This is a genomic window from Nostoc sp. MG11 (genome assembly GCF_014904695.1).
Taxonomy (GTDB): Bacteria; Cyanobacteriota; Cyanobacteriia; order Cyanobacteriales; family Nostocaceae; genus Komarekiella.
Window position 1 is genome coordinate 387,865 of the sequence record NZ_JACXXN010000002.1, and the last position, 19,792, is coordinate 407,656.

Annotated in this window: 16 protein-coding genes and 2 pseudogenes; 11 read left to right on the top strand and 7 right to left on the bottom strand. The window is 43.2% G+C overall.

Annotated elements, in window-relative coordinates; translation table 11 throughout:
* Positions 1–32 precede the first annotated feature (32 nt).
* The 3 genes from HCR01_RS04340 to HCR01_RS04350 form a co-directional block, all read right to left on the bottom strand.
* Positions 33–692, bottom strand: coding sequence for a DUF2834 domain-containing protein (locus tag HCR01_RS04340; protein ID WP_193194841.1), 660 nt, complete (start codon positions 690–692; stop codon positions 33–35).
* A 67-nt stretch (positions 693–759) separates the two neighbouring features.
* A complete protein-coding gene (gene hrcA / locus HCR01_RS04345) occupies positions 760–1,890 on the bottom strand; it encodes a heat-inducible transcriptional repressor HrcA (protein WP_193194843.1) in 1,131 nt (376 codons plus the stop codon).
* Between the two features lie 462 nt (positions 1,891–2,352).
* A complete protein-coding gene (locus HCR01_RS04350; protein ID WP_193194845.1) occupies positions 2,353–2,700 on the bottom strand; it encodes a rhodanese-like domain-containing protein in 348 nt (115 codons plus the stop codon).
* A gap of 244 nt (positions 2,701–2,944) precedes the next feature.
* Between HCR01_RS04350 and HCR01_RS04355 the strand changes: the two genes are divergently transcribed.
* From HCR01_RS04355 to HCR01_RS04370, 4 genes are all read left to right on the top strand, one after another.
* A complete protein-coding gene (locus HCR01_RS04355) occupies positions 2,945–4,597 on the top strand; it encodes a DUF3352 domain-containing protein (RefSeq protein ID WP_193194847.1) in 1,653 nt (550 codons plus the stop codon).
* A 206-nt stretch (positions 4,598–4,803) separates the two neighbouring features.
* A complete protein-coding gene (locus HCR01_RS04360) occupies positions 4,804–5,295 on the top strand; it encodes a hypothetical protein (RefSeq protein ID WP_193194849.1) in 492 nt (163 codons plus the stop codon).
* 380 nt (positions 5,296–5,675) lie between these two features.
* Positions 5,676–6,440: a serine O-acetyltransferase gene (gene cysE, locus HCR01_RS04365; protein ID WP_193194851.1), complete on the top strand. Its 765-nt coding sequence runs from the start codon at positions 5,676–5,678 to the stop codon at positions 6,438–6,440.
* 18 nt (positions 6,441–6,458) lie between these two features.
* Positions 6,459–6,617 carry a hypothetical protein gene (locus tag HCR01_RS04370; RefSeq protein ID WP_193194853.1) on the top strand — a complete coding sequence of 53 codons (159 nt, stop codon included), beginning with the start codon at positions 6,459–6,461 and terminating at the stop codon, positions 6,615–6,617.
* 156 nt (positions 6,618–6,773) lie between these two features.
* Here the strand turns inward: HCR01_RS04370 and HCR01_RS04375 are convergent, their stop codons facing one another.
* Positions 6,774–7,343 carry an Npun_F5749 family FMN-dependent PPOX-type flavoprotein gene (locus tag HCR01_RS04375; protein WP_193194855.1) on the bottom strand — a complete coding sequence of 190 codons (570 nt, stop codon included), beginning with the start codon at positions 7,341–7,343 and terminating at the stop codon, positions 6,774–6,776.
* A gap of 181 nt (positions 7,344–7,524) precedes the next feature.
* Here HCR01_RS04375 and HCR01_RS04380 point away from each other — a divergent pair, with 181 nt between their 5' ends.
* Both HCR01_RS04380 and HCR01_RS04385 read left to right on the top strand, forming a co-directional pair.
* Positions 7,525–7,851, top strand: coding sequence for a hypothetical protein (locus tag HCR01_RS04380; protein WP_193194857.1), 327 nt, complete (start codon positions 7,525–7,527; stop codon positions 7,849–7,851).
* 1 nt (position 7,852) lies between these two features.
* A complete protein-coding gene (locus HCR01_RS04385) occupies positions 7,853–11,683 on the top strand; it encodes a tetratricopeptide repeat protein (protein ID WP_193194859.1) in 3,831 nt (1,276 codons plus the stop codon).
* Between the two features lie 406 nt (positions 11,684–12,089).
* On the opposite strand, the gene HCR01_RS04390 is transcribed toward HCR01_RS04385, so the two are convergent.
* Both HCR01_RS04390 and HCR01_RS04395 read right to left on the bottom strand, forming a co-directional pair.
* Entirely contained in the window at positions 12,090–12,797 is a 708-nt protein-coding gene (locus tag HCR01_RS04390; protein ID WP_193194861.1) for a Uma2 family endonuclease, read from the bottom strand.
* 64 nt (positions 12,798–12,861) lie between these two features.
* Positions 12,862–13,644, bottom strand: coding sequence for a Uma2 family endonuclease (locus HCR01_RS04395; RefSeq protein ID WP_193194863.1), 783 nt, complete (start codon positions 13,642–13,644; stop codon positions 12,862–12,864).
* A 316-nt stretch (positions 13,645–13,960) separates the two neighbouring features.
* On the opposite strand from HCR01_RS04395, the pseudogene nrdJ (HCR01_RS04400) reads away from it, so the two are divergent.
* The 3 genes and pseudogenes from nrdJ (HCR01_RS04400) to HCR01_RS04410 all read left to right on the top strand — a co-directional run.
* A pseudogene (gene nrdJ, locus HCR01_RS04400) lies at positions 13,961–15,211 on the top strand (ribonucleoside-triphosphate reductase, adenosylcobalamin-dependent); the annotation flags it as partial.
* Positions 15,212–15,520: 309 nt separating this feature from the next.
* A pseudogene (gene nrdJ, locus HCR01_RS04405) lies at positions 15,521–16,594 on the top strand (ribonucleoside-triphosphate reductase, adenosylcobalamin-dependent); the annotation flags it as partial.
* A 496-nt stretch (positions 16,595–17,090) separates the two neighbouring features.
* A complete protein-coding gene (locus HCR01_RS04410) occupies positions 17,091–17,309 on the top strand; it encodes a hypothetical protein (RefSeq protein WP_193194865.1) in 219 nt (72 codons plus the stop codon).
* A 240-nt stretch (positions 17,310–17,549) separates the two neighbouring features.
* Here the strand turns inward: HCR01_RS04410 and HCR01_RS04415 are convergent, their stop codons facing one another.
* Complete coding sequence (locus HCR01_RS04415; RefSeq protein WP_193194867.1) at positions 17,550–17,693, bottom strand: hypothetical protein; 144 nt, start codon at positions 17,691–17,693, stop codon at positions 17,550–17,552.
* A 75-nt stretch (positions 17,694–17,768) separates the two neighbouring features.
* On the opposite strand from HCR01_RS04415, the gene HCR01_RS04420 reads away from it, so the two are divergent.
* Both HCR01_RS04420 and fbp read left to right on the top strand, forming a co-directional pair.
* Complete coding sequence (locus HCR01_RS04420; protein WP_193194870.1) at positions 17,769–18,056, top strand: RNA recognition motif domain-containing protein; 288 nt, start codon at positions 17,769–17,771, stop codon at positions 18,054–18,056.
* Positions 18,057–18,476: 420 nt separating this feature from the next.
* Positions 18,477–19,526: a class 1 fructose-bisphosphatase gene (gene fbp, locus HCR01_RS04425; protein WP_193194872.1), complete on the top strand. Its 1,050-nt coding sequence runs from the start codon at positions 18,477–18,479 to the stop codon at positions 19,524–19,526.
* Positions 19,527–19,792: the final 266 nt, after the last annotated feature.

The following is a 19,792-nucleotide window of genomic DNA, read 5'->3' on the forward strand; positions in this document are numbered from 1 at the left end:
TCGGTTTTAATTTTGAATTTTTGAGTTTGCTGCTAGTAGAGTATCGTCTCTGTACCCACTTCTGGTAAAGGTGGACGCACACACAAATAAATCAATGGCCCAAATAGCGGGAGCAAAGCTATTAACCAGAAAAACTGCGGATTTTGCCAACCGCGGCACGCCATATCATCTCTTAATAATGTCGGAAATAATAGGCAAAGTAGGCAGAAATCTATGCTCATCACATGGATGAAGCGGCTAGTTTGCCACTGTTGCACAAAATTACCCCAATCTCCTCCTCGCAAACCAAAGGTAACGAGAATAACCGTAGCTACTGTTAAGATAATACCGAGTAAGTGGGAATCTAGTACTTTGATAAAGGCATTCTTTTTACCGACAAATTGTTTATTTGGTTCCCTCATAGCTAGGTAGGGTAATAACGCAAATATCCCAACTGCAAAAGAGGCGATCGCAAATGGCCAAGCAGGTATTTTTTGTTCTCTGCCATTAATAAACACTAGTGCGCTGTAGATTATGGGCCAAATACCCATGAGGTAAAATAGTGCTATGACTAGGGGATTAATATCTTGCCATTGACCAATACAAAGGTTTTTAATTAACTCAAATGTGACTGGTTGAGTGGGAGGAGCCAGAAGAAAAGCATAGGTAACAAATCCTAGCCATAATGCCCCAAAGGTAATTTTTCTCACCATGATTACAGTTAATTAATGATTGATTTTGCCGTTAGGAATCGCGCTATCTGCTTAATACGATTAATCTCTAAGGATTGAAATAACCGAAAGCCTCTGACAGGTAATCCGCAGCAGCAGCCACAACGGCGATCGCACTTTCATAATCTAGGCGCGTTGGCCCCAAAACTCCCACACTTCCTACTGGTATTGAACCTCGGCGATATGTGGAAGAAATCAAGGTGCAGGTGCGTATCGGTTCTAGTGGGTTTTCTGCGCCAATGCGAACCGTTACCCGTGGTTTGCCCACATCCTCTATATCTGGCTCCTCAAAGATTAATCGCCACAGTTGGTCTTGTTCTTCTTCCAGCAGGTGGATAATCGTTTGCACTTGCTGTAATTGAGAAAATTCCGGCTGTCGCAAAACTTCTGCCACACCCCGAACCATAATTTGTGTAGTAGCAGGTGCAACAGTGCGCCTAGTCAATTCTGCAACTGAATTTTTCAAGAATTCACCATAGCGTTGGAACTCCCGATCTAATTGACTCCAGTCAAGATGAGCTAATTCCAACAGGCTTCGCCCTCGCAAGTGGCTATTCAAAAAGTTAGAAACAATCTGTAACTCGCGATCAATTACCTCTGAATCACGTTGTATTTCTTCTGGTACTGATGGCAAATCCATCAACCTAGAATGCGTTTCATAACTGTCTGTCACCACAATTAGCATGATTCGTCCCGCTTCAATTTGCACTAATTGCAGATGTCGCAACAGCGCTGTAGTGGTTTGCGGCATGGTAATCAAGCTAATACAACCACTCAAGGTTGCTAAAATTTGTGCGGCTCCTTGCAGTAGAGTTTCTAAACTCCAATCTTCCCACTGGAGGCGCTTTTGCAATGCCACCTCCACCTCTCGCCCTAAAGCTTCTGTTCGCGTAGCGTCTGTCTGCGACACGCTGCGCGAACGCAGAGAAGGTGTGATTAACTGATCAACATAAATGCGATAGCCAGAGTCCGAAGGTACTCGCCCCGCCGAGGTGTGTGGTTGGTAAAGTAACCCAGACTTTTCTAAAACGCCCATTACATTACGAATTGTGGCTGAGCTAACACCCAGGTCGTACTCCTCGACCAAAGCTTTTGAACCAACCGGCTCTGCTGTAGCGATATAGTGACGTACCGTTGCCCAAAGTATATGCTGTTGTCGATTTGTCAACTGGACTTCCATAGAATATGTTTTGCTGAAAGCAAACCTTAATCAAACTGCTGAAAGCAAACTTTAATCAAACTTTGGAAAAATTTGTAGAAAATTTGACTACAAAAAAATTATTAATAATTAATTAAGATAACAAATTACTTAATTATATTGTGACAAATAACTTTAAAGTTTACGTCCAGCAGTTTTTGAGATTGCTCTTTAAATAAAGCCTAAGTTTTGCTGTCAAAGCTGCTGGTTATTATATGTATTCTAACCGTATTTTTGCATAAGTCCACACTAACAAAAGTAGTATTAGATACGTATTTATCTGCCAATTGATAATGTATTTGGGTCAAAAGGTTTCGTGGATATGTACTTAGTGCCAAAAGTGTCAAGCTTTCAGCACAAGCTCCTAAATTTATACACTGCTGTGTTCATAATAGTTAAGATCTAGCTCTTAACTGAGTGATGCATGGTTTAGGAGATTAGAACCTAATACTGGGGAACTGAAGAGTCAACCAATATAGAGTAGGCGTCAATACCGCCTGCAATATTTTTAACATTTGTAAATCCTTGAGCAATTAACCACTGGCACATTTGGGCAGAGCGGATGCCATGATGACATAGCACAAGAGTTTCAGCTTGGGGATTGAAGAGGGTGGGTACTTGATCGCCCCATTCGACAAATTCACTCAAGGGTAGGTTGACAAAGCCCTCAATATTAGCGATCGCCAATTCTTGCGGTTCACGTACATCCACTAGCTGAATACCTGGCTCATCGGCAGATAGACGTTGTGCTAGTTCCTCTACACTGATTTGACCAAAAGTTTTCCCTGTCATGAGGTTTTTGTAAACAATCCTATATTATTTATGGTGACAGAAAACCTTTAATCTAGCATGAGCATTCATTTTAAAGAGGGTGTGTCTGCTTGCCTCACAATATTAAGTGAACTGTTACGAGCACGCTTTCCATCCAAGTCGTAATCTACTTAAGCTGTCGTTCATCTCGCCGTCAAATCGAAATGGTGAGATTCTGGGCGTTTTAGTTAAATTGCTGTAAACCTTCGCGTTTTATAGGTCTAATGTGAACAGGCAAAGCTCATTCTTTGGTTTCCTAGTAGCTGGTGCGATCGCGCTGCTAGTGATTGTGGTCGCTGGCTTTTACTGGTTTGTTAAAAGTCCGGTTAACCTCATCGCCTCTACCTCCCAACCAAATGCTGCCATATTTGTGTCGAAACTTGCTCCTGTTACGGCGTCATTACTGGTTAATCCAGACCGTTTACAAGCGTTGGAGCATGAAGATGAACTGTCTAAACTCAAAACTAGTTTATTGGCTAAAAGTCGCATAGATTACAAACAAGATATTCAGCCCTGGCTAGGAGACGAAGTTACACTGGCTATTACCACCCTAGACATTGATCGCGATCCAGAAAATGGACAGCAGCCAGGGTATCTGATGGCACTCGCAACCAAGCAACCAGAGAAAAGCCACGAATTTGTTGAGTTGTTTTTTTCCAAACGGGCTTTAGCTGGGGCAAACTTAGCCGTTGAGCAGTACAAAGGCATCAAACTGATTTATGACAATTCTCAGCCAGAGCAGGACTTGCTTACAGGTGCAGTTGTCGGCGAAGACTTTGTATTATTTGCCAACAATCCAAAAGTGCTGCGAGAAGCCATCAATAACGTCCAAGCTCCCGATCTGAATTTAGCTAAATTCCCCGAATACCAAAAAGCCACTAAACAAATACCCAAAGGTAGTTTAGCCGTAGCTTTTCTGAATCTTCCTATGGTGGCAAAATGGCAAGGCTTAGAACTATCAGAAAAAACCTATGATAGCGAAATTATTTCTCTAGCTTTGAACCCCAAAGGATTACTAGCAGAAACTACCTTTCTGGCTTCATCAGAAATTCTTCCCCCATCTCCACCACTTTCTAAACCTGTAGAAGCTTTGCACTATATTCCAGGATTAGCAGGTTTGGCAATCTCCGGCTCGAATTTGAGTAATTTGGGCAATAGCGATCTAGCTAAACTCTGGAAACAAGCGACAGCGACTATATATGGTTCGGAGGAAGATGTGACCTTTCCATTGCTAGAACCATTAGCGAATGTTCAAAAACGCTGGGGTGTAAACTTGGCAGAAGATATTTTCAGCTGGGTACAAGGAGAATACGCCATAGCATTGTTACCGCAACAAACAACTTCCCAGTGGATTTTTGTAGTGGAAAACACTGAAGATGTACAACAAGGCGTTGCTCATTTGGATGCGATCGCCTCATCAAACGGACTCAGCATTAGTCCCCTCACTCTAGGCAAACAAAAAATCTCTGCTTGGACAGAGTTAGTCACTGCTTCTAAACAACCCAATGCCAAAGAGCGACCATCGCTCAGCATAGAAGCAAAAGTGCGAGGAGTACATACAACTCTCGGAAATTACGAAATTTTCACTTCTGACCTAGAGACAATGGATGAAGTCCTCACAGCTAAGGACAATTCCTTAATTGACAATCCCAATTTCCAAGATAGTATCGCTGCCATTCCTCAACAAAACCAAGGCTATATTTATCTTGACTGGTCAAAGAGCCAGAATCTATTAGAGCGTCAGCTACCAATTCTGAAGCTAGCTGAGGTATTAGGCAAACCATTTTTCGATAATTTGCGATCGCTCACGGTCAGTAGTTACGGTACTAACACGGATTCGCTCAAAGGCGGTGTCTTTTTCCAACTTGATCACTCTTAATGGAGATGGGGACAAGGAAGGAGACAGAGGAGCAGAGGGGAAAGAAGTACTGCAAATTCCCCCCTGCTCCCACTCTTCAACTTCTGTTAACTGCAAAAACTCTAAATGTGGCACATTTTAATGTGGCACACCTACTGTGATTATACGTGCTTAAAGAGATAAAATATGTATATATAATAACATTGATAGCCTGTTGGAGGGCTACCATGAAATATCGTCGCCCCCGACTTCAGTTTCGTGCCGGCTTGTTACTGGCTATATTCACCGCCATAACAGCTACCCCTGTGATAGCAGAGACAGCAAATTTTGGTACATTCAGTCTGTCACAAGGCTTTGAAGCAGCTAAAGGAATAGTGGAAGGGTATACAAGTGGTTCCTATTCCTTATCCGCCATTAGTAACCGCGATCGGCATAGGAACGCCTGTATCGGCTTTGCTGACCCCACCCCAGATCACATCATGATTTTGGAAGAAGACTTTTCCCGTCTGAAAATACAAGTTAATAGCAATGGATACGATACAACTTTACTTATCCAAGGCCCAGATAAAACTACAATTCGTTGTGGCGATGACACTGGTAAAAGTAAAGATGCTAGCGTTGACGACAGCAAATGGAAAAGTGGCACTTATCGAATTTGGGTGGGTACATTTAATCCTGGAATGAAGCGTAACTATACTGTGACGGTACAGCAGCTATAAAGTGGGGATTGGGTGGGGAAGGAGGGAAAAGGTTAAAGGGTAAAGGAATAATATTTACCTTTACTCCTTTCCTCAGATCTTGCACTTCTTCCCACAACCGCCTCAGAGTTCATTCTGAGGCTAATAGCTAAAGTCTTCTAAAGAAGACTGAGTAAAGGTTTTAGTCCACTTAAATGGACTTTAGCTATTAGCTAAGAAATTTATTTCTTAGCTAGAGATGGGGCAGTTGCAAGATTTAAGTTTCCCCCTTTCCCCCTTTCCCTTTCTCCAATACCTCATGCCCAATCCCCAATCCTCCTTTGAGAGATATGAGAGATACAATACACTTGGGACGATAATATGAGAGAGTAGCTCGTTTTGCTTTCCGAGGGTATTATCTCGTGCTATCTACTCTACGTGCTGACATTCGCATCATCTTTGAACGTGACCCAGCTGCTCGTAATTGGTTGGAAGTTTTGTTTTGTTACCCCGGTTTGCAAGCCCTATTGTTCCATCGGCTGGCTCACTGGTTGAACAATATTGGTATTCCCTTTATCCCTCGCCTGATATCTCACATAGCTCGCTTTTTGACTGGAATTGAAATCCACCCAGGTGCAGTAATTGGACAGAGCGTGTTTATTGACCACGGAATGGGTGTGGTAATTGGCGAAACAGCGATCATAGGCGACTATGCCCTGATTTATCAAGGTGTCACCCTGGGAGGGACTGGCAAACAAAGCGGCAAGCGCCATCCAACTTTGGGCGAAAATGTTGTAGTCGGAGCTGGAGCGAAGGTACTGGGCAATCTCCAAATTGGCAACAATGTCCGTATCGGTGCAGGGTCAGTCGTTTTGAGAGATGTGCCTACTGATTGTACTGTGGTGGGTGTACCCGGTCGTATTGTCTACCGTTCTGGAGTGCGGGTTGCTCCTTTAGAACACAACAATTTACCAGATTCGGAAGCTGAAGTGATTCGTGCTTTAGTAACCCGTATTGAGTCACTTGAAGAACAAATACAAAATCTCCAGCGTACTAATTCTTCTGAAAAAACTCCTGTTTTAGCGGGTAATTTAGTTTTTAAAGAAAATGAGTCAGTACAAAACTCTCGCTCGTGTAACCTTAGAGATAAAGCGATCCAGCAATTTTTAGATGGTGCTGGTATTTAGTCAAGGGGAGCCAGCGCCGTGGTGAGGCAGTCCGGTCTTCTCCCAAGGGGAGACGCCAAGGGCGATGGGGGTTTCCACGCCAGTTGCTACCCTACGGGAACGCTAAGAGCGAACAAGTCAGCAGAGCCGCCCAGCGCACTGGCTCCTCATGAGGAACTGCCGTTAGCGCAGCGGTAGCGACGTAGGAGCGTCAAGGGTTTCCTGCGCCACTTGCCACAACGGGGGGAACCCCCGCAAGGCAGTGGCTTGACTTGAGGCGACTGGCGTTCAAGGGTCAAAAATTCTTGGACTATTAATACTGGACTCTGGACTTTTTAACTTTTGATTACTAAATCAAGGATTAACTTCTTGTGTAGACCACTCTTGCTGGTCGTTGCGGCAATAAAGCCATCTGTTTTGTGGTTCGCCGCGCAATTCTAAGTGATCGACCTGCACGGGGTCGAGTAGCAATAGGCAAAAATTAGGTACTGGCTGAGCTGGATCGGGCGGCGGTGGTTCAAAGGCTGCTTTTTGCTCTCTTGGTTGACCAGGATGAGGCCAAGCAAACTGTAAACGCGCTGCATCACTTAGTTCCTGCCAAGTGGTGATGTGGGCAGGGTGAGAATTATCGTCGCCTATTAGGGTCAAGTATCCAGTAATGCGGAATTGTTCTCGTGTATTGGGGAAATACCAGCAAACTTCTGCCCAAGGTTGCTGCTGTATCTGCTCGGCTTTATCGCTTCGGGCATCAGTGATAAATTTTAGCTGGTTGGTATCTTCAAGAAAGCCCCGAAAGACCAGGGTACGATTAGCAGGACGACCGTTTGCCCGTACTGTTGCCAGTTGCAGATAACGAGCATAAACAAGGCTGCGGTTGCGATGGAGGGCATGGGCGATCGCACTTCGCCAAGGAGCAAGAGACATACTAATTCGTAATTCGTAATTTTTGAAAGTCAGATTAAATCTGGGTTTCAAAGTTTGAATCTGTTGTCTTATTTTAGACAATCGGTACAACACAAACTAAATAATTTAGAAATGCTTTCTTTTTTGCGTCTTTGCACCTTTGCGTGAGATAAAAACACTGTATAAATTCGCTGGTGATTTTATGGCAGAAATTCAAATCGGTATTGAGGGTGAGGGTGCACCAGCAGCAGCCGAGGCTTTGCTAGAAATTCCGGGAATATCTGGAAGCTACGAAGTTCCGACACAAAGAGAGGGAACTTTGGCTGCTGTTGCAACTATTATCGGCATTGTGGGTGGGGCTGTGGCTTTAGCTGAACAAATCCGCAAATGGTATCAAGAATGGCAGAAATCTCATCCAGGGAAGCAATTTGATGTGGTAATCCTTGACCCTGATACTGGAAACAGGATTTTACTTGAAGAAGCTACCATAGAGGAAATCACGGAAATCCTCCAATCTCTCAGCAAATAAAGTGCAAACTATCCGCATTCAACTTCGGGAAAGTACGCAGGAAACAGTTGAACTCAGGTATTGGCTACCTGAAGTAAAGCACTATGAATCACGTCGCCTGAAATTAGCAGAAATCGCTAATTTTCTCAAGCAAGGTGAACGAGATTACTATAAACTGCTGCCCAATTTACCAGGAATCGGGAAGCAGTTATTTTTTTGGTTGGATGGGGATGGACGGTGGTTGAGTCGGGGAATTGCTAACTGTCGCGGTGAGGGGTTGGTAATTGCCATTGATACTGATAAACAACTGGCGCATTTACCTTGGGAAGTGCTGCATGATGGTGAGGATTTTTTAGTTAAGCGGTTTAATCCGGTAGTGTTACCTCTGCGCTGGATTGAGAAAGAAACCGAAGCGTTTGCTGTGGAAGCACGACAATTGCGAGTATTGTTTATGGCAACCGACCCGGAAGATGTGGAACCAAAGTTAGAGTTTGAACAGGAAGAAGCGAGAATTCTGGCTGATACACGAGATTTTGCTGTTGATTTGCGGGTGGAAGAAAGCGGTTGCGTTAGCGAGTTGGGTAAGGTGTGGAGTCGCTATTTTAATGACTTTGATGTGTTTCACCTCACAGGACACGCCTCAATTAAAGATGAAGCACCTTACACGCCTTACTTTATCACTGAGACGGAAATTGGCGATCGCCACGAAACCACAGCCGCAGAACTGGCCGAAGTCTTCCGGTTTCGTTTTCCTAAGTTGGTGTTTTTATCTGGGTGTCGGACTGGACAAGCACCAGATAAAGGGGCTGTCCCTTCAATGGCTGAGGCGCTAATTGCACAGGGTGCTAGGGCGGTTTTAAGTTGGGGGCGGCCTGTGGAAGATCGGACAGCTACAGCCGCCGCCGCGCACCTCTACGGCAAATTGGCAGCCGGATATCAATTAGCTGAAGCACTCGCTAGCACTTACCAGCAGTTGTTTAAACAGAATGTGCGTGACTGGCATTTGTTGCGGTTATATGTCCAGGGAGAATGTCCCGGTGCGTTGGTGGAAGTGTTAGGAGATTTGCCACCCTCTGCGCCGGAACCTGCATACCAACAGTTTTTAGATCCCGATACCCAACAGGTGCGGGTGGCGAAACCCTCCGAGTTTGTTGGGAGACGGCGGACTTTGCAACGTTGTCTCAAAGCTATTCGCACTTCATTAGGGGTACTAATTCACGGACTGGGGGGTGTGGGTAAGAGTACTGTGACGGCGCGACTTCTGGAAAGGATGGTTGGCTATCACAGGCTGGTGAACTTTCGGCAACTGGATGAGGACAAACTGCTCAAAACCCTTGCTGAACAATGTACCTCGGAACGAGGGCATGAAATTCTCAATGGCAAGTTACCCTTGATGCAGCGCCTCACCAAGTTTTTCACTGAAGGACTGAATACCAAAGAACAGCGCTTTGCCTTTGTGCTGGATGACTTTGAGGCTAATTTGGATTTACGAAATGGGGTTTATGTCTTGCAACCACAAGTTGTGGATGTACTGCTGGCGTTGCTGAAGGCGATTCAAAATTCCCAACTTCCCCACAAGGTAATTATTACCTGTCGCTACAATTTCACATTGTCGGAACTGAATCATCGTCTATACCGCGAACCTCTGGGGGCTCTGGGTGGGGCAGATTTAATTAAAAAGTATAATCGTCTGGATTCGTTTAATGGCAGTTGGCAATTTCAGCCAGATTTGCCCGAACGTGCCAAACAAGCAGCAGATGGAAATCCTCGGCTGTTGGAATGGTTAGATAAGATTTTGCAAAATTCCCCGAAGTCGCCAGAAGCCGAGAGGGGAGTTGAGATGATTCTGCAAAAGATGGCAGATAAGGAAAAGGAATTTCGTGAGGATATTTTGGCACAGGTATTGCTGAAGCAGCAAACTCCAGCTTTGCGTCAAATGCTGGGGAAGTTGTTGGTGTATGAGTTACCTGTTCCTCAAGCTGCTATTGACCCGATTTGTGAGGATATCTCAAGTTGGGAAAGTCATATTCAACGCGCTGAAATTTTGGGTTTGTTGGAAGTTACGCTTACCAACAATCAAGAGAGGTTGTATCGTGTTCCCCGGATTTTGTCACCGTTGCTAGAGTTTCCAGAAAACCCCAAGGGTGAAGAGTTGTATAAACAAGCTGCACAAATTTTGTATCGTCTGTGGTGGGGAGAGGCGGAAAGTTCTACAGAGGCACAAAAGTTAGAAATTCATCGGTTGGGGTTGTTAGGGAAGGATGAAGAAATTGCGGGGAAAATAGCTAGTTCATTAGAGGGACACTTGCGGAATCAAAGTCGATTTCGGGAAGCAATACATCTGTGCAAATCAACTTTAGAAATTACTAAAAACCATAGGGTTATCAGAAAAATTGCTTATTGTGAACACCAAATGGGTGAGGTTGATCGAGCATTAAACTATTACGAACAAGCTTTAAAGCTTTGCCCCGCACAAGACCAAAAAGAATTAGCATTAATTTATCATCATTTTGGGATGCTTAAAGCCGACAGAGGGGAAGTAGATCAAGCGATCGCACTCTACAATCAGTCTTTGGAAATAACTGAACGCATTGGATATGTCCAAGGCAAAGCGGTGACGTTGCACCAACTGGGAATAATCCACGCCAACAAAGGGGAAGTAGATCAAGCGATCGCACTCTACAATCAGTCTTTGGAAATAACTGAACGCATTGGTAATGTCCAAGGCAAAGCGGTGACGTTGCACCAACTGGGAATAATCCACGCCAACAAAGGGGAAGTAGATCAAGCGATCGCACTCTACAATCAGTCTTTGGAAATAACTGAACGCATTGGTAATGTCCAAAGCAAAGCGGCGACGTTGCACGAACTGGGAAGTATCTACGCCAACAAAGGGGAATTAGATCAAGCGATCGCACTCTACAAGGAGTCTTTGGAAATAACAGAACGCATTGATGATGTCAAAACCAAAGCAGCGACGTTGCACGAACTGGGACGTATCTACGCCAACAAAGGGGAAGTAGATCAAGCGATCCCACTCTACAAGGAGTCTTTGGAAATAAATGAACGCATTGGTAATGTCCAAGGCAAAGCGACGACGTTGCACCAACTGGGAATGATCTACGCTAACAAAGGTGAAGTAGATCAAGCAATCGCACTTTTCAATCAGTCTTTGGAAATAACAAAACGCATTGGTGATGTCAAAACCAAAGCGTCAACTTTGCACGAACTGGGACGTATCTACGCCAACAAAGGGGAAGTGGATGAAGCGATCGCACTCTACAATCAGTCTTTGGAAATAGAAGAATGCATTGGTAATGTTCAAGGCAAAGCGGCGACGTTGCACAATCTAGGATATATCTACACCGACAAAGGGGAAGTGGATAAAGCGATCGCACTCTTCAATCAGTCTTTGGAAATATATGAACGCATTGGAGATGTCCAAGGCAAAGCGGCGACGTTCCACGAACTGGGATATATCTACACCGACAAAGGGGAAGTGGATGAAGCGATCAGACTCTACAATCAGTCTTTGGAAATATATGAACGCATTGGTGATGTCCAAGGCAAAGCGGCGACGTTGCACCAACTGGCAGGTATCTACGCCAATAAAGGGGAAGTGGATGAAGCGAGCAGACTCTACAATCAGTCTTTGGAAATAAGTCAACGCATTGGTGCTGTCCGAACTCAAGCAATGACTCTGCGGAAGTTAGGAGATTTGGCAGAACAGCAGGGTGAATACACTAAAGCGATATCCTATTTGCAACCAGCTTTAGAGATTTTGCAGCGATTGCAGTCACCTTATGCTGAAGGTGTGCGTGCAAGTCTTGATAGAGTGATGGGTAATTCGTAATTCGTAATTCATAATTCGTAATTCGTAATTACTGAAAGATTTTTATCTCACGCAGAGGCGCAGAGGCGCAAAGAAGAACGCGAGAGTGTTTTATAAATAAATGAAAATTGTTGTAATGAGCCTTTGATACTCGTGAGCGAGTCTTTTATACTCGTGAATGAGTCTTTTATACTCGTGAATGAGTCTTTGAACTCCGTTAATGAACCTCGGAGCTTCGTTAATGAACCTCGGAGCTTCGTTAATGAACCTCGGAGCTTCGTTCGTGAACCTCAGAGCTTCGTTAATGAATCTCAGAGCTTCGTTGATGAACCTCGGAACTTCGTTAATGAAGCTTTGAACTCCATTAATTAACCTCAAAGCTTCATTCATGAACCTCGGAGCTTCGTTGATGAGTCTTTACAGCAATTCAGGTGAGAGAATCAGGATCTATGCCGAGCGATCGTAACTGCTCTGCTAGCAATTGGGCTTCTTGTTGTGCTTGCTGTGCTTGCTGGATTTGTTGTTGAAATTGTTTGATCTGTTCTTCTGGTGTTAAAAACCGTTCACCTTGCTCGTCATACCAATACAACCACTCGCGCGGAATGCCAAGATAAGTTCCCTGTTCTATGCCAATCGCTAAACCTACCTCTGGTAACCAAACGCGATCGCCATTAAGTAATTCATAAGCATTATTAACTAATTTGTAAACTTCTAAACGTGGCTTGTCGCAACGAAATGGGTTGTAAACTACATAATACAAAAACCCCAATCTTGCATACTCTGCTTTCTTGGTTGAGTACTCACCACGATCTATCTGAGATACCACCTCAAGTACTAATATTGGTAGTTTCTTTTCTTCCCAAAGCACATAACTGGGACGTAGGTTTTCATCATAAAATCGCTTTACACCCAAACTCAAAAACGCATCTGGGACTATCGCTGGTAAATTTGGGTCGTAATAAATACCCATGCGAATACCAAAAAACCAATCCATCCTATCTGCCCAAGCATTTGCCAATATAGTTCTGAGTAAATCAGGAATTGATTTTTGTAATTGATTATCTACCGGGGTATCGTCAGAGTCAGGTAGTTCTTTTGAAGAGGGCAAACGAGCTGATGGATCGTAATTTACCATGATGGATTTACCGTTTCTCAGTTATTAGCGGATTACATCTGAAACGATGATTCTTGATAGCAATTCAAGTGAGAGAATCAGGATCTATGCCGAGCGATCGCAACCGTTCTCGTAATAATTGGGTTTCTTGCTGTGCTTGCTGAGCTTTTTGTTCTGCCTGCTGAGCTTTTTGTTCTGCCTGCTGAGCTTTTTGTTCTGCCTGCTGAGCTTTTTGTTCTGCCTGCTGAGCTTTTTGTTCAGCAAGTTTTTCCTTTTCTTCTGGTGTTAAAAGCCTTTGCCCTTGCTGATTATACCAATACATCCACTCGCGCGGAATGCCTAGATAAGCTCCTTGTTCTATGCCAATTCCTAAACCAATCTCTGGTAGCCAAACAGGATTACCATCTTGAAATTCATAAACATTATTAACTAATTTGTAAACTTCTAAACGTGGCTTACGGCGACGAAATGGATTGTAAACTACATAATACAAAATCCCCAATCTTGCATACTCTGCTTTCTTGGTTGAGTACTCACCGCGATATGTTTGAGATACCACTTCCAGCACTAATATAGGTACTCTCTTCTCTTCCCAAAGCACATAACTGGGGCGGAGGTTTTGATCATAAAATCGCTCTATGCCCAAACTCAAAAATCCATCTGGGACTATCGCTGGTAAATCTGGGTCATGATAAATTCCCATATCTATACCAAAAAACCAATCCATACGTTCTGCCCAAACCATCGCTAAGATAACTTTGAGTAAACCTGGAATTATATTTTGTAATTCGTTATCCACTGGGGTGTCATCAGAATCTGGCAGTTCCTCAGATGAGGGCAAGCAAGCTAAGGGATTGTACTCTAGCATGATGGCTTTAGTGATTATCTCTTAATTTCAGATCGTAGACGTAATTAACTGTTATGAGTGTGAGAGAAAGTTACGCACTTGCGATCCGCTTATTAATCCTGTCTCTCCACCAGCGATCGCGTTTGCATAAACTTATGTTCTAATTGCAACGTAGTACTTAGCTATATCGGAGGAGAATCGACATTATACATCATAAATTTCTGTTGCAATTAGTACCGCTTAGAGCTAGCGCAAAGTGGACAATTTGACAATCTTTGATCCTAAATCTACTTGGCGTATAGTCTTATATCTATCCGCATGCAACAAGACTTGATTTATGGTTCGAGAGCTTGAACGAAAACGCCAGAGTGCAAAGTTTCCTGAAACTGCCCCTGCTGCCAATCCTGTATTTTTCAGAACTTACAGCCGCCGTACAGCGGCAGGGTTGAGAGAAACATGGGATGAGGTATGCGATCGCACCCTAACAGGTTTAATCAAGTTGGGGAAACTACGCCCAGAAGAAGTTGCCACACTAGATCTGATGCAACGAAGCTTGAAAGCTCTGCCCAGTGGGCGCTGGTTATGGGTTGGTGGTACAGACTGGATAACTAAGCCCAAGAACTTTTCTGGGGCTTATAATTGCACCTCCACTAATCTAGAAGACTGGAGTGCCTTCGGATTAATGATGGATTTAGCAATGATGGGCTGTGGTACTGGAGCCGTCCTAGAACCACAATATATTAATCAGTTGCCACCCATCCGCAATCATTTAAATGTCACTGTACAAGGTGAAATTGGTAGCACACCTAAACAACTCCGTCGTGAATATACTGAAACCTATATAGAAGGCAACAGCGTCACTATTCACGTGGGAGATAGCCGCGAAGGTTGGGTTGAATCATATCAAACCCTGTTGAAACTCTCTACTGATGAACGATTTACCAAAGTAGAGACGCAAAATTTTGCGTCTGTACAAGTATTAGTCGATATCAGCGACGTACGTAAAGCAGGAGAAACTCTTAACGGCTTTGGAGGAGTTGCTAATCCTGTTAAATTGCCTGGACTTTATCAGCGTTGTGCATCCATTCTCAATAAAGCTGTAGGCAGACAATTAAGTTCAGTTGAATGCTGTTTGTTAATCGATCAAGCTGCTGTCACAATTGTTGCCGGCAATATCCGAAGAAGTGCAGGGATGCGTCAATTTACGGCTGACGACCAACAAGCAGCCAGTGCCAAAGATAATTTATGGCAGCAGGACGAAAATGGCAACTGGCGAATTGATCCAGAGCGTGATGCTCTGAGGATGGCAAATCATACTAGAGTTTTTCACCGCAAACCGACATTAGAAGAATGTCTGAATGCTGTCCGTAAACAGTATTACAGTGGTGAGGGAGCAATTCAATGGGCTGGTGAAGCTGTAGCTAGAGCGAACATTGATTTGCTGTCAACACCAGCATTGAAAGTAGAATTTTTGCAATCTTACGAACAAGGAAAAGCAAAACAGTGGTTGCAGGAACGCTATCCCAACTTTGATGCTAATGAACTAGAACATCGTTTGGCTCGTTATGGGCTGAATCCGTGTGGTAAGTAATTTTGCCTCACGTTAAACACCGGAGAAAATCGGTGAACCCTGCGATTGGGAATACCGAGGTAATCAGAGAGATTAAAGCACCTTTGACACCGTACAGACTAGAGAGTGAACCTTTTTACAATTTAAAATAAATGTGAATTGTAAAAAGAATATAATCTGGGTTTTACTCCCGTTTTTAACAACGGCTCCACGAGTCTCCGGCTACTAATGATATTTTTAATCTTTAGTAGAAAATATAGTCGGATCTACGGGGAATTAAGAACTCGTAGAACTAGAGGATAAAAAGCCTCTAGGATAACAAAAATGGAAATTATCGGCAGTAACTTCCACTGCAATTTGTCAGAAGTCCACCTGAATCAAATAGATCCATATAATTACAAAGAACAAGAGGAAGCTTTCACTGCTGGAGCATTATCTGTAGCAGCACTTTTGAATCACAAATTCTTAGAACCTCGCTATCAATACAGCCGTGAATTAGACCCAATTGTCGGGGTTTCTTTCACAGGTTTATTTGATTTCTTTGTCCACGCTTTTGGCGTTGATTGGCTACGCTGGTGGGCCGAAGGAAGACCTGTAACTGAACAAGGATTAGAATTTAAGCGCCAGGAAGAAAAATATTTAAGTTCTTGGAGAGATATTGTACATCGGGTAGTTTGGGATTACTGCGATCGCCACAATCTTAAACGTCCAAATCGCTGCACCACAGTCCAACCTAGTGGCACTAAAGCTTTATTAACTAATGCTAGTTCAGGCTGGCATCCCCCCAAAGCCCAAAGATTTATTCGGCGGATTACTTTCGGTAAAAATGACCCAGTAGCCTTAGCTTGTATTGACTATGGTTATAATGTCATTCCCTCTCAATCTGACAAAGATGAACAGGGCAATTTGCTCAACGATCCCTTTGATCCACGAGTGAGTGAATGGTTAGTAGAAATCCCTGTTTCTGTACCTTGGGCTGATTTATCTGGTGCTGATGAAGTTGATGTTTCTCAATTTTCAGTCTTAGCTCAATTTGATTTTGTTCTCCAAGTCCAGCGTTGGTACGTTACTCATAATACATCGGCTACTTTGGAACTGCGCTCTGATGAAATTGAACCTTTGGGACAGAAAATATACGAAGCTATTCAAAATAATGAAGGATATATTTCTGCAGCTCTTTTAGCCCGTTTTGATGACTTGCAATCATTCCCACGTTTACCGTTTGAACCAATAGATAAAATCACCTACGAACGTTTGAATCAAGAAGTGAAAGCACGACGCAAAACAGATGATTTCTGTGCAGTATTAAGCCGCTATGACTTAGGTGAATTGTCAGAGGCCGGCCCTAGTGGTTGTGATTCTGATAAGTGTATGTTTCCCGATCAGCAACCAAACTCATAAGAGGATGTTTGTAAAGTTCAAGATGGTATAAAAATGTCATTCTGAGTGGAGCAAAGCGTAAGGAAGAATCTAAGTCTTTGACTACATACACCAGATGTTTCATTCCGCTACGCTGCATTGAACATGACAGGCAAAGACCCTTTTAAAACATCCTCTAAGGCAAAATAACTATCAACTTAGGATAGGTACTTATCATTACAATAAACAGCAGTGGTTTGCTCCGAAATTAAACCACTGCTTTTTTATCACTGGAGTTTTGTGGGTAATGATAGAATAACTCAGCAGTGTGCAGCAGATTTATTACAGAAGTTGGGAAAAGGGAGAAAGGGATTGAATTTTTCTTGTTTTCTTTTCTCACCTCTTGCAAAAGTACCTTTTACAAGAGGTCTAATTAGTTGTAAATAGTATTCCTTGTGACATTCAACCCTACAGCGCTGGACACGTTACGATCAGTTAAAAAGTGATAATTTTTTACGACAGCGCTAGGAGAATCTTAATGTTCATTGATGAATTGTCACCTATATTCCGAGAATTGACTCAGCATCCAGTTTCATTTCTGGGTGGGTTCTTCTCTGGTGTACTTCGACTCAACCTTGCAGACGATCCTGTTAAAGGTTGGCTGGATCAACAGATCCGCTCTAACAGTTACACCATTACCATAACTGAGGCACATAACGGCAAAGCCACTGGCCCTCAGCAGATTTCAATTGAGTAGATTTTAGGTAATGATACCCTCCCGCGTCACAATTAAACGCGGGATTACCTAAGTTACGCCCAGGTTTCCTATTTATCAGGCTCTTGATTCTCCTGAAATCAGTTGGGCGTTATTAGAAGTATTTATGAAAACTACGATGAAAATAATATGAAACTATATGTTTAAATTTGATGAGAGTTTGTAAAATCTCATACTTTGAAAAATGCCACAATCAGTTATTATATGAGCGTATGCGTAAGCTTAGCATGGTACTTGCTTCACCTGGAGAAACCCTAGTAAAGCACTACCTCCAGATAGCACATTTAATTGTAAATAACGTCGCCTGACTCGATGGTTTGGTCTTCCACAACATTCACGAATGGCGAATGATGTAGAGGAAATCATGCAATATTTGCAATTTTATTAAATCTGTTTTGCCGCTGAATTAATCGCTCTTTGTTGACAATTACGTGATCTCACATGACTATTTACGTTGGAAACCTCTCCTACAGTGCTACCGAAGCAGACTTAAGAGCCGTATTTGCAGACTACGGCGAGGTCAAAAGAGTTGTTTTGCCTACTGACCGCGAAACAGGTAGGATGCGTGGCTTTGCCTTTGTTGAAATGAATGATGATGCCCAAGAAGACGCAGCTATTACCGAGTTAGATGGCGCAGAATGGATGGGTCGTCAACTCAGAGTCAATAAAGCCAAACCGCGAGAAGAAGATAGCCGACGAGGTGGTTGGGGTAAAAAGCCAGAGTTTTAACAAACACGAATAATTATCATAGCAGATTGTTTTCTAGTTACGCAAGACAATGTCGCTGAAATTTACTAGAAACAATGCAAAATCAAGCAACCTGATAAAATCATGCCCGACTAGTTGCGATCGCCAAACACATATCACAACTAGTTGGTTTTTCCTATGACAGAGTAAAATATCTCAGTATATCTATTAAAAAAGTATTTGCTATTGGTGGTGTTTATTCTTAGAAAACAATAAGGTCGAACATTAAGCCTCTGCGTTTTTATGCTTGGAAAACAGAAGCCGCCAAATATTCATTTCTTTAGTTTATCTAAAATCACATCTAAGTTAGAGACTTACCTTTCTAAGATAGAGGCAGCAACCATAAATTGCCATACACGAAGATCACCCAACTAACAGCCCATCGTTAGAGAGAATACAAAAATGGCTAAAGCGCCAGAATCTTTAGATTTGTTGATCAACGATCCTACAGACAAAGCTCTAGATCGTGATTGTACAACCTTATCCCGTCACGTTTTACAGCAACTTCAGAGTTTTTCAGCAGATGCACAGGATTTGAGTGCATTGATGAATCGTATCGCTCTTGCTGGCAAACTGGTTGCTCGTCGCCTCAGCCGCGCCGGCTTAATGGAAGGCGTTCTGGGATTTACTGGGGAAGTAAATGTGCAAGGAGAATCCGTCAAAAAGATGGATGTCTATGCCAACGACGTATTTATCTCGGTGTTTAAGCAAAGTGGCTTAGTCTGTCGCTTAGCTTCCGAAGAAATGGAAAACCCCTACTACATACCCGAAAATTGCCCAATTGGTCGCTATACCTTACTGTATGACCCAATTGATGGTTCATCCAATACGGATACTAATTTGAGTTTGGGTTCCATCTTTGCCATTCGGCAACAGGAAGGAAACGATAGCGATCGCAAGGCAACTGACCTACTGACTAACGGACGTAAGCAAATTGCTGCTGGGTACATCCTATATGGGCCTAGCACAATGCTGGTCTATACTATAGGTAAGGGCGTTCATTCCTTTGTCCTTGATCCCAGCTTAGGGGAATTTATTCTCACAGAAGAAAATATCCGCATTCCCAACCACGGTTCTGTTTACAGCGTCAACGAGGGGAATTTTTGGCAGTGGGAAGAATCAATCCGGGAATATATTCGCTACGTCCATCGCACAGAGGGCTACACCGCTCGTTATAGTGGGGCGATGGTGAGCGATATTCATAGAATTTTAGTTCAAGGCGGTGTGTTTCTCTACCCAGGCACAATTCAAAAACCAGAAGGTAAATTGCGCTTGTTATATGAAACTGCTCCCCTGGCTATGTTGATTGAGCAAGCAGGTGGTCGCGCCACTACAGGACTGGTAGATATTCTAGACGTAGTGCCGAAAAAACTGCATCAGCGCACCCCTCTAATTATTGGTAGTAAAGAGGATGTAGCAAAGGTGGAGTCTTTTATTCAAAACGGTCACTAGTACAAAGGAAAAAGCAGAAGGCGCAAATGCTTGACAGTGTATACTTGTTGTCTATTTTTAACGTCGGTTTTTTCCGCCGTCAAAAATAGACGGGGGTGGAAAGATTGTCAAAGATGCGTCTGGTGTACGTCAGTAATTAGAAAATTAATCATGGCATTTTGTGGTTGGAATGCAGAATAGCACTTTAATGAATGTGAATTAAAGATTACCTCAGCTGGTCGATGCAATAAGTGATTGGCAACGTCAGAATTCAAGAGTCACCATCA

Coding starts and splice junctions, on each gene's coding strand:
- HCR01_RS04340 (WP_193194841.1), bottom strand. CDS start 692: ATGGTGAGAAAAATTACCTTTGGGGCATTATGGCTAGGATTTGTTACC.
- hrcA (WP_193194843.1), bottom strand. CDS start 1,890: ATGGAAGTCCAGTTGACAAATCGACAACAGCATATACTTTGGGCAACG.
- HCR01_RS04350 (WP_193194845.1), bottom strand. CDS start 2,700: ATGACAGGGAAAACTTTTGGTCAAATCAGTGTAGAGGAACTAGCACAA.
- HCR01_RS04360 (WP_193194849.1), top strand. CDS start 4,804: ATGAAATATCGTCGCCCCCGACTTCAGTTTCGTGCCGGCTTGTTACTG.
- HCR01_RS04375 (WP_193194855.1), bottom strand. CDS start 7,343: ATGTCTCTTGCTCCTTGGCGAAGTGCGATCGCCCATGCCCTCCATCGC.
- HCR01_RS04380 (WP_193194857.1), top strand. CDS start 7,525: ATGGCAGAAATTCAAATCGGTATTGAGGGTGAGGGTGCACCAGCAGCA.
- HCR01_RS04390 (WP_193194861.1), bottom strand. CDS start 12,797: ATGGTAAATTACGATCCATCAGCTCGTTTGCCCTCTTCAAAAGAACTA.
- HCR01_RS04395 (WP_193194863.1), bottom strand. CDS start 13,644: ATGCTAGAGTACAATCCCTTAGCTTGCTTGCCCTCATCTGAGGAACTG.
- HCR01_RS04410 (WP_193194865.1), top strand. CDS start 17,091: ATGTTCATTGATGAATTGTCACCTATATTCCGAGAATTGACTCAGCAT.
- HCR01_RS04415 (WP_193194867.1), bottom strand. CDS start 17,693: ATGATTTCCTCTACATCATTCGCCATTCGTGAATGTTGTGGAAGACCA.
- HCR01_RS04420 (WP_193194870.1), top strand. CDS start 17,769: ATGACTATTTACGTTGGAAACCTCTCCTACAGTGCTACCGAAGCAGAC.
- fbp (WP_193194872.1), top strand. CDS start 18,477: ATGGCTAAAGCGCCAGAATCTTTAGATTTGTTGATCAACGATCCTACA.